Genomic DNA, 16,951 nt, shown 5'->3' on the forward strand with positions numbered 1-16,951 from the left:
ACCCCGTTTGGAGTCGTAGTGATGGCTAAAAAGGCAAAGCATACGGGCGAACTCGCTGCACTCACGGCGAACATGCCTCAGCTCATTGACGAGCTGGAAAGCAAGATGGCCGCGGTTGACGCTCAAATGGCCGAACTTGAAAAGGCCGGGGTGATTTATGCGACCGAGCATTGGCGCAAGGATGCAGACGGCGAGCCGAAATATTTTTATCTGCTGTATCCGAAGAAGCCCGACGAAGCCCGCCGCCGCGATTACATCGGCAGCGACGCGGCGAAGATCGAGGATGCCCGCGCCGGTATGCGCAGGGCGCAAGAGTTCGACGGACTGGCTGCGAAGCTAGCGACCATGCGTAACCAGGTCTATCAGGCGACACAGGCCCTACGAGACGCGACCCGCTTTCTCAGTCGCTAAACCCCTGCCTACGTCACGAATGGAGTCGTTATGTTCACGCCAGAAACTACAGATACTTTTGCCCCCCGTGCGCTTAGCGCGGCCGTGGCGGCGCTCGATGCGATCACCGCAGGCCAAGGGCAGCACGAATCGTTGACCGACGATTTGTTGGCCGGGGCTTTGGCCCTTGAGTGGCTGGCCCGCAGAGGCTTGAACAACGCCTATGCCGTCGAGGCCGTCAAAGGTTTACGCCGCATGGTTTGCAGCCCGGCAACGGCCGAAAGCATAGAGGCCAGTCATTTAGCTGAGATCGTCCGCGACGTTCTCGGCAGGGGCTAACAGCTCCGCAACAGGCAAAAAAATGCCGGTGCGCTCTTCGACCTTCGCACCGGCCCAACACAACGAAACCCGCAAAGGATGCTCGCTATGTCTGATGTCCAGTATACCGCTGTCAGGAACACCCCGCTTATGAACGTGCGTAGCCTCACCCCGTATCTGTTACACCAGTTCCTTGATACCTGCACGGCACGTACAAAGCAGGCGATTTTGTCCAGCATTGCGGCATAGGAAAACATCCGAAAACCCTCTACCTGAAACCAATCAACCCGGCCGCGTGCCGGGTTTTTTGCGTCTGGTGACTGGCGGTGCAGATCCTGGGCGAATGTGTGTCGCCAGTGTGGCCGCTCCCCTGCCCGGCTCTGAGCCGTTTTCCCTGCGCACGTTCCCCATGGCTACCCGTGCCGGTCGGAAGCCGCGTCAGGTGCGCTACCGGAGGCCGCAGCTAAGGGAGCGTAGCGAGTCTGAACGGGTGAGGATGGCGGCGCAGCGGACACTTGATGCGGGTGTAGGCCACTTACCTTCCGCAAGGGTTTGTAGGGTGCGCTCTTCACCCTGCAAACCTGCTGCCGGTCGAGGCTGGGCGTCCAGAGGGCAAAGCCCTTTGGGGCAAGCCGGAGGCGCGCAGGCTGTGTGTATAACCCTGTGAACAGCCGAAGTTATCCACGCTGAAATTGTCTTGCGTTGTATCTCGTTGATTTATAAGGGCTATCGGCTGATTCGAAAAGTTATCCACGCTGAAATTGTCTTGCGGCTTCACGCTGAAATTGTCGTGCGGTCGCGCTGAAACGGTCTTATGTACAGCACCGACAAATCGGCTGAAACCCCCGTGGAACGGGGCTTCCAGAGGGGCCGTCGATGCGCCCCCCTGTAGGCCTTTGCTTTTAGTTTTTAAAAGAAAACCTAATAAAAAAAAGATCTTCCTAGTAGCTAAGGGCCAAAAGCAGTGGAAAACCGCAAAAACGACGGTGGCCGCAACGCCGCCGAAGCAAAAAGCGCCTGCCCTCCGGTCGTCCCTCCCTGCGCCCCGCCGCTACGCGCCGGCCTACGGCGGGCAAGCCCGCCTAATGATGCTGGCCGCACGCGGCCGTTTCTTACCTTGAGTGGTGTCCTCCAGATCTAAACCGACACAACGACGCCAGAAAAGGCCAGAGCAAAACCAAAGCAGAGCAAAACATTATTGCTGCACTACGTGCGGGCTTTTTTTGAAGAGCGCGAACGCTCGAGTTCTGCGTAAGTGTTGGTCTAAGTGGCCCAGCCGACAAGTCGGCTGCCCTCGCGCCAAGGCGCGACCCTACGGGCACTAAGACCCGGACAAATCGTCCCCGGACGGCAAGCCGCCCGCCGACTCAGCCGGGATCGCTTGCGATCCAACCCGAGACAATTCCGGTGCCTGGCAATCCGCAAATAGTAATCAAAGTAAGGGGTGGGCTGACTTCCTTATTCGTTCAGGAAGGCCCTCAGGAGGCCCGTGGCGGGCTTATTTGGAAAAAGGTAAGGGTAGGCCCTACCTAAAGGACCTGCGCGCGCACTGTGCGTGTTTCTGGCAACTTCTGGATAACAACACGTTTGCCGTTATTAGTAATGTTGGTTAACGGCCTGTAAGTCCATTAAATCATGGGTCTAATCGGTTTTTTAAAGCTTTTTGTTTGTTGTCATTTGTTGTCAGCGGTTATTTTCGTGGTATAGTTCATCTGCGGTCGGCTTCCCGGTCGCGCAAACTCAAGGAGAGTGAACATGCAAGCGAACGTCTTCGGCGGCAAGCTCGCCAAAGCTGCAACCGTCAGCGGCACCGGTAACAAGGCAGTCACCCGGTTTACCCTTATCACGAACGAGTACGCCGGTAAGGACAGTGAGACACAGGAAGCGCGGGAGCGCGTTGTGTCCCTCCAGTTCACCGCTTTTGGCGCTAAAGGCGAAACCATTGCCCGTACTTGCTGCAAGGGCGATCAGTTGTTTATCAACTATCGCGTGGAGAACAACAACTATGAGAAGGCAGGCGAAACGATCTACTCCTACAACTTCGTTGTGGAGTCTTTCGAGTACGGGGCACCTGGGCGCGAAAAACGCGAACAGCTCGCAAGCCGGGAAGGTCAGTAACCAATGACCTCCCCCATCCAGAAACTGGACGCCGCGCAATTTGACAAAGTGGCGTCAAAATGCCGGTGGTCGGCGCCTTCGTTGGGGGTTGCTCGCGCTTTGTTGGTTGATGGAAAGTCGCTGCCCGAGGCGGCAGCGGCTTTCAACATGAAAACCAAACAAGCGAGCGTCTACCGGGCGCGATTCATCGCAAAAGCCGAAGCCTACAGCTTGGAAGAGTTCATGCAGCGCGAAACTCCCAAGCTTGCCAGTTCGGTACTAGAGCCCTTTTCCTCTCAATTGCAGACCCTTCGGGACGGGGGTTACACGATTGAACAAATCGTCGGCTATTTGAAGGAAAAAGGCGTTAACACCTCCGCGACTACGGTTCGCAATTTCTTGAAGGACAACAGGGCATGAAAACATATGTACTTGCTAACCAGAAAGGCGGCGTCGGGAAATCCGCAATCGCGGTACAGCTCGCCTTCTTTCTCACGTTACTGAAAGGTCTGCGCGTGCTGTTCCTCGACCTCGATCATCAGCGCAACAGCTCAAAGGCTATTCGTACCAGTGGCCTTGCCACCATTTCGCAGATCCCCGCAAGCCGTGTGCTGACCCAGCGTGTCAGTGGCGTGGAAGAAGAAAAATTCGTGTTGCTTGCTGCTGACAATATCGAATTACTGCGCATGGAGCGGCAGGAGACTATGCACAACACGTTCGCGAACAACCTGCACTCGTTCCTCCAGGCCGTGGACGGTGATTTCGATATCTGCATCATCGACACCAACCCGAACCCGGATATTCGTCAACTTTCCGCGCTGGTCGTTTCTGACTTCGTGTTGTCACCGATCCAGCTCAACCAAGAAGCAATCGACGGCATTGGCGACCTGCTGAACCACGAAAATATCGGGATCAAGAAGATTCAAGCCACTCTGAATCCGAAGCTTCAACTCATCGGCATTCTGCCGAATCTCGTTGAACCTACACCTTTTCAGCGCGAAAACTTTCGCGATCTTTCGGCCGCTTATGCCAAATTGCTGATCCCGATGGAAACCGGGTTTGCTGCAATCAAAAAATCAACCGCAGTGCCGGAAGCACAAGCGGCGGGCTTGCCTATCTGGAAGCTGGGCAAGACCAGCGGGCGCGATGCTTGGACACAGATCAAACCCGTATTCGAAAAAATCGCATCGTTTGCAGGAGTTTAAATAATGGCGCTCGACCTTTCAGCACTTGAGGAAAAACCTGTAGTTCCGATGGCTACCGCAGCCATGGAAGCAGCACCAAGCGGTAAGCCGCTGATGCTCGATCAAGACGACGTGATCGAAGATCCGAACCAGCCGCGAACCGAATTTCCGAAAGAAAAAATGGACGAAATGACGGACGCGATAAAGCGGCGTGGGGTTCGTCAACCGCTGTCTGTCCGTCGCCATCCGACGTTGCCGGGCAAATGGATTATTAACGATGGCGCATGTCGCAAGCGTTGTTCCTTGGCTGCTGGACTGAAACAAATCCCAGCGTTTGAGGACGAAACCTTTGATGATTACGATCAGGTAAACGCGAACGAAGTTCAGAACCACCTGAAACCGATGGAACTCGCCATGTTCGTTCAGCGGAAGCTGACCGAAGGGGAAAAGAAGGCTGATATTGCCCGCAAACTTTCCAAGCGTCCGGAAGCTATCACCGAGCTGCTGGCATTGATCGAGGCCCCGGCGTGCATCGAGGCGGCATATCGGTCGGGTCGTTGCGTTTCGCCTAAAACGCTCTACGAGCTGCGCAAACTACACAACAACTGGCCCGAGCAAGTCGAAGCATGGTGCGAGTTGCAGACTGAGGAAGTGACCCGGAAAGGGGTCGCAGAATTGAGCGACGAATTGAAGGGCGTCAAGAAAACTAACGCGTTCACGAAACCTACGGATCAGCCGGGCGGCGATGATAAGACCCCCCCTACCCCACCCAATGGCGGTGAAGGTGGCGACGATGATTCCTTTGTTCATGAACAAGGAAATGGCAAATCGGGCGGCGGTGCAGGCGATGGCGCTGGAGGCGGTGAAAACGACAAAGACGGTAAGCAACCCAAGACCCCCGAAGTTGACCTGGGCGAGTTGACGAGCTGGCCGCGTGGTAAAGCTGTCTCCGATCCTGACAGCATGAAAAAGCCGCTGCTGCTGATTGAATTTGAAGGGCGAACCGGTGCCGTGCTGCTAAATCGTCGTCCAACCACCCCCGGCCTGATTCGTGTCCGCTGGGAAGACGGCGGCGGCGATGCCGAAGTAGACGCCACCCAATGCAAAATTCACATGCTTACTGAACAGGAGAAGTAAGGTGCGCCCGGTGATGAAATCCCGCGCGACGGCTGGTGTAGCCGCCGCGCTATTTCTCGCAGCTGTCGGCGTGGGCCGGGCGCACGCTGAAACATGCGACCTGACATTCAGTAATGGCGTGCGGCTGGCGGGTATCCCGGTAGCCGCAACCGTGGAGCAACAGAGCAAGGGCCTATCCGATATTGACGACATCGGGAGTGGCCTTTTTTTCGTCTGGCCCAATTCCGAGCCGCGCGCGTTCTGGATGCAAAACACACGGGTTCCGCTGACCGTTGGTTTTATCGCGGAGGACGGCACTTTGTTTGGCATTGAAGACATGGCAGTCAAACGAAACTCATATCACCTTTCCATGCGTCCGGCTAAAGCCGCGCTGGAAGTTGGACGAGGTAAATTTGCCGAGCTGGGATTACCCGAAGGCGTTCGGCTTTTGAAGCAAGAATGCCAGCCATCCCTATAACGGGACGATAAACCTACCGACACGGAACCCGGCCAAGCGCCGGGTTTTTTGTGACTGGTGACTGGCGGTGCAGATCCTGGGCGAACGCGTGTCACCACCAATTTTCCAACCGCGTTATGTCCGTGTATGCGTGCCGGTCGGAAGCCGCGTCAGGTGCGCTACCGGAGGCCGCAGCTAAGGGAGCGCAGCGAGTCTGAACGGGCGAGGATAGCGGCGCAGCGGACACTTGATGCGGGTGTAGGCCATTTACCTTCCGCAAGGGTTTGTAGGGTGCGCTCTTCACCCTGCAAACCTGCTGCCGGTCGAGGCTGGGAGTCCAGAGGGCAAAGCCCTTTGGGGCAAGCCAAAGGCGCGCAGCATCCCCCAAAAAAGCGAAAAATCCTCAACCGTGTACAAATTCCATTTGTGCAATTTTCAAAACCGCGTTCTATCCCCCCAAAGCTCAAAAATCCTTGTTCATGAACAAGAGTTGAAGCGAATGAAGATCTAGTGCAGGATAGGCTAACCGCCGGGTAAATAGGCGCCTATTTGGCTTCTATTGGCTGACGCTATGTGTTGTTGTGGGGTTTGTGGAGGTTGTATGGAAAAGAAGAACACGCACCTGAACATCTATCTCGGTTCGCTTCGCGAGCCGTGGTTGGCGTATTGCGAATCCCTAGGAAAAAAGCCGGGTGCGGCTGTAAAGGAAGCGATTGAGGCCCAGCTTGCAAAGGCCAACACTCCCAAATTAAAAACCTACAGCCAGCAACTGGAGTCACCGACAAAGGAGCCGAAAAAACGATTTGAAATTCTTCTGACCGAATCTGAACGGCAGGCGATTCGCGAGCGAGCAGACGCCGAGCGTTGTTCAATGCGTCGATGGATCATCGACGCTTGCCGTGCGGGGTTAACTGGCGAGCCACAATTCGGCATGAGTGAAATCGACGCATTAGGTGAATCGAACTATCAGCTTTTGGCCTTGGGCCGAAACTTGAATCAGATAGCCCGACGTTTGAACGAAGGCAATTACGAACCCGTGACGGTCGAAAGGATCGCAGCTTTAAGCGCCTTGGTTGATAAGCACACCGACAAGGTGAATACCGCAATTCGTGCCAGCCTTGAACGGTGGAACATCGAATGAGTAAGTCACCGGACGGCGTTATCAAGGACTGGGGCGAGCGCGCGTTTTATCCAACGCTTAAGGGCAAGAAGGGTAAAAACGTGCGTAGCGGGGGAAGTACCAAAGTGGCGACGAAAGCCAGCGGACCAGCTACCCGAGAGAAGGTAGCTTTGACCGTGAAGAAGACGCCCGAAGTGATGGTTAAGGTGTCGGGCGGTGGCAAGAACATGCAACACATCAAAGCCCACATGGACTACATATCTCGCAATGGAGACGTAGATATTGAGGACGAAAACGGCGACGTTCACTTAGGGAAGGATGCGGTGCGAGATATTGCCGACTCTTGGGAGAAAGGCAAAATCGGAATACCCCGCGAAGGCGAGAAACGTAAAGAGGCTTTCAACATCATTTTGTCCATGCCTCCAGGCACCGACCGACAGGCAGTGAAAGATGCCGCGCGGGATTTTGCCAAAGACCAATTTGGCAACCATCAGTACATTTTTGCCGCGCACGATGACGAGAAACACCCCCATGTTCACCTTGCAGTCAAGGCGGTTGACCATGACGGCGTTAGGCTAAATCCGCGAAAAGGTGACTTGCAGCATTGGCGAGAGATTTTCGCGGAAAAGCTAAGGACGCACGGAATAGAGGCCAACGCCACACCCCGGAAAGCCCGTGGGGTTGTGCGTAAGGCCGAGCATCAGGCGATAAAGCATATCGACAAGGGCTATAGCGCTGGAAAGCGCAAAGCCCCGGCGCGCGTCACAGAGGCTCAAAAGGCCGAGGCGGCACAGGAGATTTCTACCGGGAAGAAGCGTGCCAACCCGGCGCAAGACAATATCAGCGTGGTGCGGAAAACTGTTCAAAAAAGCTATGGTGACGTTGCCCGCGTCTTGGCTGCTGGTGACGTTGAAGACAAACAACTGGCGCTCGAAATCGTCCAGTTCGTAAAACAGATGCCGCCAGTGGTCACAAAGCATCAGCAGCTTGTCGCCAGCTTGCGCGACCGCCCGGCTCAAGAGCTGGTGAATGAAAAACCGAAAGGCAAAGAGCCTGACGTGTCCAAAGATCGTTAACGCACCTAAGCGAAATCAAGCCCAAAAAAAAGCCCGGTATAAGCCGGGCTTTTTCGTCAGAACACTTTCATTCTTCGGCGTTATCGTCGTCTTCTGGTGCCATGCCGATGGCTTCCAGCGCTTTATCCATTTGTTCAGGCGTGGCTTGAACATCGCCTTGCGGGCACATCTCTAAAAACTCTTTACGTTTCGCAGTTGTTTTCCAAGCCTTCTTAAATTTGATGCTCAAATATTTTTTGACTGAGGGCGAGCATTCATCTGGTCGTTTACCGGTTGAAAGGCACATGACGGCCTCACAAGCTAGTTTCTTGTCTCCGGTAAACATCGTCTCTTCCGCATGTACTTGCGCGGAGGCAAGGAATGTCAGGCCGAGAAGGGCAGCTATAGCGCGCGTTTTCATGGCTGGATGCTCTCCACAGCTCGCTCTAGTCGTACTTCGCCGTCGCTTGGGACTTTCATCAGGTGGCGCAGTCTGCGACCCAATTCGCGGTTGTAAGCGGCTGTAAATACAGAAGGCGTGAAGAACGACCGGATAACCATCAGACCGGCACTCAACATCACCGAGTAAATCAGCGCGAGCATAAGGCCATGGCGGAATTTCTCCGGTTGGGTGGCTGCAAGTTCCATCACCTGGGCGAACGTGCTCGGGTCTGCTAGTGCCGCGAAGATCATCCCCCAAACAATCAAAAGTGGCGGGACGGTAAACACAGCCGAAAGCTGGCGCATAGGACGCAAAAAGTCGAGGGCAGTTGCAACCCACACACGCGGATCGCGACGTACAAAACGTTTCATCATTTCGAATGTATTGTCGGGAATTTCCCCGACCTCAACATCAGAAACAAAAATCTTCCATGTATTCATATGCCACCCCGGAACACTTCGATGTCTACCCGGCGATTGAGTGCCCGGCCGATATTGGTTTCGTTGTCGCTAACGTAGTCACCGGCCGAAACGTAGTTGATGGAAATCATCGACGCGGGTACGCCCTGCGAAATCAGAAAGCGTTGAGCGGACAATGCGCGCTGCATGGCGATTTTGGCGTCTGCATCACTCGGGGTTCTGGCATCAGTCCGGCCGCGAATCTCAACCCGGCCAGCTTTGCCAAGAAGAGGCATCAGCTCCGCTATTTGGTAGCCAGACGGCCGAAAGTGGGTGTCGTTATAAGGGAAATTAACCGTGACAGTGCGGGACGATGGGGCAGGGGGGACGACCTTTAATGCGACTGGCGCGACTGGTCGCTGTTTCAGTTTTTGTTGGGCTTGTTCCAACTCCAAACGCAGAGCAAGGTTTTCTGCTGTTTGTGGCGAGTTGATGCCTTCGCGGTTCGATCCGTCAACAGTCGGGGGTTTGGGTGGCGATGAACATGCAGCCAAAGCCGCAAGGCTCGCCATAACTACCAATCTGCGCATTTTGTAGCTCCGTAATAGAAAACTTTGGTGAACCAAGAGTATATATCTTGGCTGCGCGCCTGCAATTCATTTGTAAGCGCTGAAATTGTCTTGAAATCCCTTAGAACCCTTATGCACTGGTGACTAGCCGTCCGTGGCCAGGTCGTAAGCCTGTCACCAATTTGACTGACAAACCAAATTGGTGACAGGTTGCGTGTTCCTGGGCGTCGATCTGGTCGCCAGTCGGGGTAGGGCAGGGCGACGGCGCGCATGGTGACAGATCTTTGCGCCGGCAGACTACGCGCAGTCCGCCAATTTGCTTTGGTGACTGCGAACTGTCCTCGATCGCCCCGGGTTGTCACCAACCGGGGCACAGCCTGCGCGCCTCCGGCTTGCCCCAAAGGGCTTTGCCCTCTGGACGCCCAGCCTCGACCGGCAGCAGGTTTGCAGGGGGAAGAGCAACCCCCTACAAACCCTCGCGGAAGGTAAGTGGCCTACACCCGCATCAAGTGTCCGCTACGCCGCCATTCTCCCCCGTTCGCACTCGCTGCGCTCCCTTGCGCTGCGGCCTCGCATGGCGCACCTGACACGGCTTCCGACCGGCGAAACCTCGACCAAAACCACGCGGTAAGACGCCGGGCGACGAGCGGGCGGAGTGGGATATTCACAGTTAGTAATAGTAGTAGTAAGATAACTACTACTATTACTACAGATTGAAGCGGAGTCAGGGAAATGGCCTTATCTCAAGACATCAAAGAACGGATTTTCGCGGCTGCTGATGCCCTGCACGCCGATAGCTCTACCGGCGAATTCCCCAGCGTCGAGGCCGTCAGGCAAGCGAGCCGGTCGGGCATGAACAACGTCGTCGAGGCGATGAAGGAGTGGCGCCAGAACCAACGCAAGCAGGTTCAGGCCGTGCGTGAGCCGCTGCCCGTCGAGCTGCATAGCGTTGTTCAGGCCATGGGCCAGAGTCTTTGGGAGACGGCGCAGCAACTGGCGAACGAATCGCTTGATGCGGCCAAGGTTGCCTTTGAAACCGAAAAAAGCGACCTGATCCAACTGTCAGCCGAACAGTCAGAATCGTTTGAAGCGCAGGGCCGGGAACTGGAATCAGCCAACGAGCGAATCGACGCATTGAATCAGCAGCTCATGGAAGCTGCCGCCGATGCCCGGCAGATGACGCAGAAGCTGGAAGAACTGCGCAATGCCTTGACGGCCTCCGAGCAGAAAGCAGCCCTTGCCGAGCAACGGGCCGAAGATGTCGAGCGCCGCGCTACCGATCTACGCGCCGAACTCGACCACGCACACACCGAGGCCGATGCCGTCGCAGTGGCTGCTAAAGCTTTGGCTCAGCAAGTGGCTCAGCAACTGGACGAGGCCCGTACAGCTCGCGCAGACGCTGAGCAGAAAACAGCCCTTGCCCAGCAAAAAGCCGAAGAATCCGAGCGCCGGGCTACCGATCTGCGCACCGAACTCGACCACGCACACACCGTGCGCGACAAGGCCCAGGCACTGCGCGATCAGGCAACCGTCGAAAACACGAAGTTGGCCGACCGCTTGAGCGAAAGTCAAAAACAGGTTGTAGAGTTGCAAGCAGCGTTGGCCGGAGAAAAGGCCAAGGCCGAAGCGGCGGAACAGTCCTTTGGGGATCAGCGTAAGCGTGCGGCCGATGAAGTCCACCACAGCGCGGAGCGTATGACCAAGGCAGAGACGGCGCGCGATAAAGCCCGTGAAGAGGCAGCAACAGCCAGAGAGGACGCGGCAACATTGCGTGGCGAGCTGGAGGCGACGAAGACGCAAAACGCCGGTTTACTTGCCGCTTTGAAGCCGACCGCGAAGCAGCCAACCGCGAAGCAGCCGAAGCCCGGCAAGGACTAATGGCGACAGATCCGCAACCTGGCTCAGCTGCTCCCGTCACCAAATCCGAACGCCAGAAACGCGAAACGCCTTGTAGGACAAGGCGTTTCTTTCAGTTCAAGACAGTTTCAGCGTGACTTTACCGTTCTTGGGTTTGCTCCCGGCCGGTGACAGTGCCAGCCCCTCGGACGTAATCAACTTTGGTCATAGAGCCGACTGGCGGCGGCTCTTTGTACAGCGACTTGTCGTGACGTACCAAGGTTGGCTTTCCCTTCGCTACTGCTGCGGCTTGGAGCTGGTAGACGTGTTTGTCGGTAACGTGCATCACGTTGCCTTCAAACGTCTTAGTCGCGGCTGTTCTGGCTGGCCGTTCTGCACCTGTCAAATCGTACAGACCTTTAGGCAGGCCGTTACGCGATCCCGCGTGACTGGAAATCCACTCCCCATTGGTGAACTTGTCATGCAGGCGTGATTCATTGGCGACAAGCAACATTTCGTGGCCTTCGGGCTTCGCGGCACGATGCGAGTTGTTGTCCACGTTGGTTTTCATTACGTCAGCCATTAGCTTGATTCCCTATCAGTTTTAGCGAGTACGTTCGGAGTTGCGTTCAACGACTGGCCCTGTCCGGTCTTGCTGCGGGCCCTGAGCGTCTTTGTCATAGACCTTGACCGTTGGGATTTTGCCCTGTTGCGCTCGTTCAACCAGCCGCGCGTCAATCGCTTTACGGAGTTGTTCGCGCTGGACTGGATCTTTGACCTTGGCGTCAATGACCTTGGCCGCTACAGCCTCAACGATTTTGTGTTTATCGGATTTCTCGACTTTCCACTCATTGCGTGGGGTGTCGATCATTTCCCGGCCGATGATTTTCCCGCTGTCATCACGCTTTAACGCCTCGACCTCGACAATTTTATTGCCCTTGTATTCGACGTTGATTTCGTCACCGACCTTGGGTTTGCCTTCTGCCATGGCCCGCTTTAGGTCGATGCCCCATACGGTTTTTTCACCTTCATTGGTGTTGAGCTTGACGTAGTAATTCATTTTTTCGTCAGGGTCGTGGTTGTACTTGGCCGGGCCGTGCTCCAGCAACTGGCCGCTGTAAGCACGCAGCGCGCCCGAGGCGGTTTGTTCTGGTGTTGGCTTGCCATTACCGGCGTTTTGCTCTGGCGCGGGCGTAGTGGATTCTTTGGCCGGGCTTGTTGCTGCGCGTTCAGCCGCAAGCGGGGCTTGCTCCTGGGCGCGGGTCTGCGGTTTACGTGGTGCAGCTCGTTCACGGTCTACGTCGCGCTCTACGGTGTTGTTAAGCGTGCGATCCCGGCGAGACTCAAGCAATTTCAGATCTTGTTCAGACGGCTTGAAGCCGCGAACCTCAAGGCCGCGCAGACTCGCTTCCATCCAGACTTCTTTTTGAAAGTCGGGATGTCCTGACACCTTGATCGTCTTCCAGCCCTTGGCTTCTGCCATCGTTGCCATAGCTTTGGCGACACGTTCGTCATTGGAGGCCGACACCATCCGTTCGCCTTTGTCCTTGAACGCAAGCTTGCCCGGCTGATCCTTGAAATGGAATTTCGGGCCGGATACGCGGAACTGGTGGTGAACCTGTTCCATCAGCTCAATCTGGCGGTTTTTCTCCCGTTCGGTTGATTGCTGGCTGTCGTAGTCCGTGGTCGCGCCTGTACGCTCGCCCAGCGCGTTGTCGTCCTTCTGTTCAAGGGCTTGTTCCGACAGGTTTTCAACGTCGATGCGCTTACCTTCTGCCCGCTGACCAAGTTTTTCTTGATCGAGCGCCAGTTGATCCCGGTCGCGCTGACGGTTGAACGCTGCACGGGCTAAAGCCTCCTGAACGTTTACCTGTTCAAGCTCGGGCACATGCTCGATGGTGTTTTGCTCTTCTGGCAAATCAATTTCACGGTCGGCGCTATTCAGAGCCGCTTCGTCATGTTCCAAATTTACCGTTTCAAGCACCGAATTTCTGTCAGCTTCGTAATTGAACGCTTCAATCTCCGACTCTTTTAAGCGCCGGTCTTTTTCTTCGGGCGTCAATCCGTATTCGTTCTGGAGCGATTCGCCTTTCAGCGACCCTTTGACCTCTTCGTTTTCCGAAATGGCCTTGGCGTTCTTTTCCCCGACCACATCACCCAGGGCGGCGGCGTCCAGATCCTTGATGCGCGCGACTGACTTTGTGCCCATATGGAACGAGACGTTGTAGCTAACCTCACCCTCGCGGGCTACACGTTCGTATCGCAACGAGGTAGCGGGTTTATCGTCAATCTGCATGATGCCAAACGCTGGGCCACGCGCGGCCGCGTCTGGGGCTTGCAGGTCGTCTCTGCCGGTGTTTTGAGTTGTTTCCGTAGCCATGATAAACCCCTTACCTTTCGATGCTGTTATCAGCTTTGGCCTGTTGCGGCTGCGGCTGTTTGGTAGTTTGTTTGGCTTCCGGCTGCTGGAAAGCCTCCTGCGTGACGTTGCCTAAATGCTTTAGAAACGCCTCGCGCTGATTGGCATTTTTGATGTTCTGTTTTGCGTACTCAGCAGCCTTAGCCATGATGGACTCGGGGTTCATCGCGTCTTTTGCCGGTGCCGATTCCTTGGCGGGAGTGTCGAGGGGTTTTTCCTGCGCAGTACGGGACTTGTCGGCCCAAGGAAAGACTTTGGCTTTGCCGCCGTTGTAGTGAACCTGCACGCTGAATCCGCCCATGTTCTTTTTTGCGTCCAGCATCGACAACGTAGAGCCTTGCAGCTCGACGTTATCTTTCGTGTGGACGACGGCGTACAACCGATCTTTACCGACCGCTTGCACAAGGTATTTATCATTGTTCAGAACTACAGGGCCGTAGTAGCTGCCGTTTTCTTTGGCAGTGGATACAGACGCCGTGACTTGCCGACCGGAACTGTCCATTAGACGGTTTCCTTCGGCATCAGTAGGGTTTAGGCGGTTAATAGCATATTCCCGAACTTCCTTCGGGACATCTTCTATCTTAGTGAGGTATTGGCCTACAACTTTATTGCGGCTTCCTGTTTTTGGAGAGGCCGGATTACCGGCGCTTGTCTCGTTCATCGTAAAACTCCCTTTACGTTAAATATGCGACTCTCGGTAAAGTCGCTCTTGGGCATCACCCGCATTAATCGCCAGTCGTTAAACTGGCGATTAAATATTAAATCAAACTGTATTTTTCGCGTTATTAAGTGGCTTGTCAAGAACACTTAAATCAATAAGGTGCTTTTCGTCTGAATCTTCGGGGTTAATGAAAGTTGGAACTTCCATTTCTTCCGTTGCGATCATATCGGCATAGTCGCTCATTTGATCCATGTCTATTTCATCTGGCAACTCGAAACTTTCAGCCATGGCTGCAAGTTGTTCATCAGATAATTCGTCGGCGGCTTCAAAAGCTTTTTCAAAGTCTTGTTCAAAGTCTTGTTCATGAACAAGACTTTGAACGTCATCGGCGGAAACTTCTTCGACTGGCGGCTGTGTTTTAATTTCTACCGCTTCGCTGACAACTACAACTTGTTCAACAACCGTCACGGCTTGTTCATCACCGCCATACAAACCCGTCTCTCTAGCAGCCTCAGCCTCAAGCTGGGCCATTTCTTCGGCGCTTGGCGGCATACTGCTACCGTCTGCGTCGATGTCGTCGCCTTCGTCCTGCTGCTCGCCTTCGTCACCATCGCTCCCGGCGTCCAGCGCGTCGAAAAAGTCATTTACAAAATCTTCGATTTGGTCAGGTTCAAGTGCAGTTCCGGCCGCTGCTACAGGCACCGCAATTTTTGATGTATCTACCGCAAGGGCGCGCAGGTCGATACCTTTAACTATGTCTTCGACTGTAGCGGTACGCACCTTGGCGCGAACGATAGCGTCGTGCAGATCCAAATCAATCAACGGTACATAGGACGAGAGTTCACCGCCGCCCCAGGTCGCTTCCAGTAGCTTGCGGGAAGGTTTCGCCTTACCCGAGAAACCCCATTTCCGCAGCCGTTGACGCATTGGTGTTTGGTCGATAGCCGCGAGGGTAGGGGAAACACTTTTAAGGCGATCAAGGAAAACGTGGTCGCTGTGATAGGCAATCTTTTCGCACATAATCGGTTTGGTGTTTTCCAAACTAACGATTTGCCGACGCTGGCTCATTTCCTTGAGTTCTTGCGGCCACATTAGCGGTCTTTTTTGATCCGATTCCGACTCACTGTGCCCACCAGTATTTTTGCCACCACGTTGACGGCTAATACCTTTGCCCTTGAATGTGTAGTGACCCAGCATTTCCGAGTATTCGTTAGCGTCACTTTGTTTGCGTGGCGTATAAAGAATCTGGCAAGCGTGGTTAGTTATCAATGTTGCAGCACCGGCTTTGCCGTAACCTTTTCGCGGCTCTTCTTCAAGTTGTGAGGGTGACTGAATAATCGAAACCAAACGCAAGCCGTAACCGGCCATAAACGAGTTCGATTTGTCGATAATGCCGATTCGGCCCGGCGCGACAAATTCGTCCATCATCAACATGACCTGAAATTGTATTTCAGGTGTGGCGTGCAGTAGTTCATCAGTGTTCAGATTGATAAGTTGGGAGAAAAACAAGTTAATAATCAGTTCGGCTTCTGCAAGTTTGTTTGCTGGAATACCGACATAAATAGTCATGCGTTTTTTTCGGATGTTCCGAAGGTCAAAATCGTTCTCACTGGTTGCCGCGTCAATCAGCGGACTTACCCAAAGCGTCAAAGGGGTATTAAACGAAGCAAGGATACTCGACAGCGTGTTGTCGGATGTCGATGTAAAGCGGTTCAGGGCGTCTACACATTCCATCGACAGCGGCGGCAGGCCGGTGCCGTCCCACTCAGTGATGGGCACCAGTACGGCGGTCGGCTCGCCTTCATCGTCCATTTCTTCTTCGACCCGATAATTACGCTCAGTAATCAGGCCCTGAATGTATTCCTTGATGGGACGGCCCTTGCCGGAGGACTGACGCAGCATTTCCCCGAAGGTTCTCGGCAGGCTAGGGGTTTCGCACAGGTACAGGACGAGGCCGAGGAAGAGGTTTCGGGCCGCGTCATCGAAAAACGTGTCTTTGCCACCACCCGGATAAAGGACATAGCCGATAGCCAGAATGTCAGTGACCCGCAACCGCGGATTGTCGCTGACATAGCCCAGCGGGTTATACCGGTGCGAATGCCCGGTAGTCGAAAAGGGGTTGAACAGAAAGACTTCTTGCCCGTGTGCGGCCCTGAATTTCGACGTGATCTTGAAGTTTTCAAGTTTCACGTCCAGGCACACGGCCGAGTCACTGAAATTGAGCATGTTGGGCACAACATTACCAACCCCTTTACCTGAACGGGTCGGTGCTGCCAGCAATACAAACTGCATCCCCGGAAACATCAGAAAGCGCTTTTTCCACTTACCAATGATGATGCCGGTGTTACCGAAAAGCCCGGCCTCTGCGACTTCGGCGTCATTGGCAAAACGTGCCTCACCGTAGAGCGTGATGGCGTTGCGCATCGCTCCGATGATTGCGGCAATGACGATCCCATACGACACGACGGCCGCGACGATTGCCGACACCTTGAGGCGTTTGGCAATTACCGGGTCATCTTGATACGACTGCCAGTATGTCCACCACGTCATAAAATCGGTCTTGCCGATGGGGTTTGCCTTGCTGAAAACGAAAAACAAGGCCCCGGACAACCACACAAGCCCAACCGTTGCGATGGCAAAGGCAATGAGCGCGAGCAGCCATTTAGCCCACTTAGGCATATTCATTGTTCAGTCCCTTTTGATGGTTGGTGACAACAAACGTCACCAGGTCGCGTGGATTTGTCGCCAGTAGCGACCCTAGAGGTTTGGTGACACTGAATCGTTCTGCAGAAGGTTTTGCTGTCACCACGTATGCCGTGGAATGGCGACCGAAGCCGTCGATGGCCATGTCCTCGATGTCACCAGTCGAAGCACTACACGAATCGGTCG

The 16,951-nt window shown here is 54.7% G+C and carries 18 protein-coding genes; 10 read left to right on the plus strand and 8 right to left on the minus strand.

The annotated features are described in order from the left end of the window. The first annotated feature begins 21 nt into the window (after positions 1–21). The 9 genes from ACYZTZ_RS31230 to ACYZTZ_RS31270 all read left to right on the plus strand — a co-directional run bounded on the left by ACYZTZ_RS31230 (position 22) and on the right by ACYZTZ_RS31270 (position 7,758). Positions 22–411 carry a hypothetical protein gene (locus tag ACYZTZ_RS31230; protein ID WP_462000774.1) on the plus strand — a complete coding sequence of 130 codons (390 nt, stop codon included), beginning with the start codon at positions 22–24 and terminating at the stop codon, positions 409–411. Positions 412–441: 30 nt separating this feature from the next. Then, the gene (locus ACYZTZ_RS31235) at positions 442–729 is read left to right on the plus strand and encodes a hypothetical protein (protein ID WP_462000775.1); all 288 of its coding nucleotides are present in this window, start codon (positions 442–444) and stop codon (positions 727–729) included. Between the two features lie 1,734 nt (positions 730–2,463). Continuing rightward, positions 2,464–2,826 carry a single-stranded DNA-binding protein gene (locus ACYZTZ_RS31240; protein WP_462000776.1) on the plus strand — a complete coding sequence of 121 codons (363 nt, stop codon included), beginning with the start codon at positions 2,464–2,466 and terminating at the stop codon, positions 2,824–2,826. 3 nt (positions 2,827–2,829) lie between these two features. Next, complete coding sequence (locus ACYZTZ_RS31245) at positions 2,830–3,225, plus strand: hypothetical protein (protein WP_462000777.1); 396 nt, start codon at positions 2,830–2,832, stop codon at positions 3,223–3,225. After that, positions 3,222–4,010: a ParA family protein gene (locus tag ACYZTZ_RS31250; RefSeq protein ID WP_462000778.1), complete on the plus strand. Its 789-nt coding sequence runs from the start codon at positions 3,222–3,224 to the stop codon at positions 4,008–4,010. The genes ACYZTZ_RS31245 and ACYZTZ_RS31250 overlap by 4 nt, the downstream gene beginning before the upstream one ends. A gap of 3 nt (positions 4,011–4,013) precedes the next feature. Next, a complete protein-coding gene (locus ACYZTZ_RS31255) occupies positions 4,014–5,126 on the plus strand; it encodes a ParB/RepB/Spo0J family partition protein (protein ID WP_462000779.1) in 1,113 nt (370 codons plus the stop codon). Position 5,127: 1 nt separating this feature from the next. Continuing rightward, positions 5,128–5,583, plus strand: a complete 456-nt coding sequence (locus ACYZTZ_RS31260; protein WP_462000780.1) for a DUF192 domain-containing protein — start codon at positions 5,128–5,130, stop codon at positions 5,581–5,583. Between the two features lie 580 nt (positions 5,584–6,163). Then, complete coding sequence (gene mobC / locus ACYZTZ_RS31265; RefSeq protein WP_462000781.1) at positions 6,164–6,703, plus strand: plasmid mobilization relaxosome protein MobC; 540 nt, start codon at positions 6,164–6,166, stop codon at positions 6,701–6,703. Further along, positions 6,700–7,758, plus strand: a complete 1,059-nt coding sequence (locus ACYZTZ_RS31270; protein WP_462000782.1) for a relaxase/mobilization nuclease domain-containing protein — start codon at positions 6,700–6,702, stop codon at positions 7,756–7,758. The genes mobC and ACYZTZ_RS31270 overlap by 4 nt, the downstream gene beginning before the upstream one ends. Positions 7,759–7,825: 67 nt before the next feature. On the opposite strand, the gene ACYZTZ_RS31275 is transcribed toward ACYZTZ_RS31270, so the two are convergent. From ACYZTZ_RS31275 to ACYZTZ_RS31285, 3 genes are read right to left on the minus strand one after another with little or no spacing between them, the layout of a single operon-like run. Next, on the minus strand, positions 7,826–8,158 hold the full coding sequence (locus tag ACYZTZ_RS31275) for a TrbM/KikA/MpfK family conjugal transfer protein (RefSeq protein ID WP_462000783.1): 333 nt from the start codon (positions 8,156–8,158) through the stop codon (positions 7,826–7,828). Next, a complete protein-coding gene (locus ACYZTZ_RS31280) occupies positions 8,155–8,619 on the minus strand; it encodes a hypothetical protein (protein WP_462000784.1) in 465 nt (154 codons plus the stop codon). Before ACYZTZ_RS31280 ends, ACYZTZ_RS31275 begins: the two co-directional genes overlap by 4 nt. Beyond that, the gene (locus tag ACYZTZ_RS31285) at positions 8,616–9,167 is read right to left on the minus strand and encodes an OmpA family protein (protein WP_462000785.1); all 552 of its coding nucleotides are present in this window, start codon (positions 9,165–9,167) and stop codon (positions 8,616–8,618) included. Before ACYZTZ_RS31285 ends, ACYZTZ_RS31280 begins: the two co-directional genes overlap by 4 nt. 711 nt (positions 9,168–9,878) lie before the next feature. On the opposite strand from ACYZTZ_RS31285, the gene ACYZTZ_RS31290 reads away from it, so the two are divergent. Continuing rightward, on the plus strand, positions 9,879–11,024 hold the full coding sequence (locus tag ACYZTZ_RS31290; RefSeq protein ID WP_462000786.1) for a DNA-binding protein: 1,146 nt from the start codon (positions 9,879–9,881) through the stop codon (positions 11,022–11,024). Between the two features lie 118 nt (positions 11,025–11,142). On the opposite strand, the gene ACYZTZ_RS31295 is transcribed toward ACYZTZ_RS31290, so the two are convergent. The 5 genes from ACYZTZ_RS31295 to ACYZTZ_RS31315 form a co-directional block, all read right to left on the minus strand. Beyond that, a complete protein-coding gene (locus ACYZTZ_RS31295) occupies positions 11,143–11,565 on the minus strand; it encodes a KfrB domain-containing protein (RefSeq protein WP_462000787.1) in 423 nt (140 codons plus the stop codon). A 21-nt stretch (positions 11,566–11,586) separates the two neighbouring features. Next, positions 11,587–13,362 (minus strand): LPD7 domain-containing protein, encoded by a 1,776-nt coding sequence (locus ACYZTZ_RS31300; protein WP_462000788.1) that lies wholly within the window; start codon positions 13,360–13,362, stop codon positions 11,587–11,589. A gap of 10 nt (positions 13,363–13,372) precedes the next feature. Then, the gene (locus tag ACYZTZ_RS31305; RefSeq protein WP_462000789.1) at positions 13,373–14,062 is read right to left on the minus strand and encodes a KfrB domain-containing protein; all 690 of its coding nucleotides are present in this window, start codon (positions 14,060–14,062) and stop codon (positions 13,373–13,375) included. A gap of 102 nt (positions 14,063–14,164) precedes the next feature. Further along, entirely contained in the window at positions 14,165–16,747 is a 2,583-nt protein-coding gene (locus tag ACYZTZ_RS31310) for a type IV secretory system conjugative DNA transfer family protein (protein WP_462000790.1), read from the minus strand. Continuing rightward, on the minus strand, positions 16,734–16,910 hold the full coding sequence (locus tag ACYZTZ_RS31315) for a hypothetical protein (RefSeq protein ID WP_462000791.1): 177 nt from the start codon (positions 16,908–16,910) through the stop codon (positions 16,734–16,736). The genes ACYZTZ_RS31310 and ACYZTZ_RS31315 overlap by 14 nt, the downstream gene beginning before the upstream one ends. Positions 16,911–16,951 lie beyond the last annotated feature (41 nt).

The organism is Pseudomonas sp. LB3P58, from assembly GCF_054897895.1.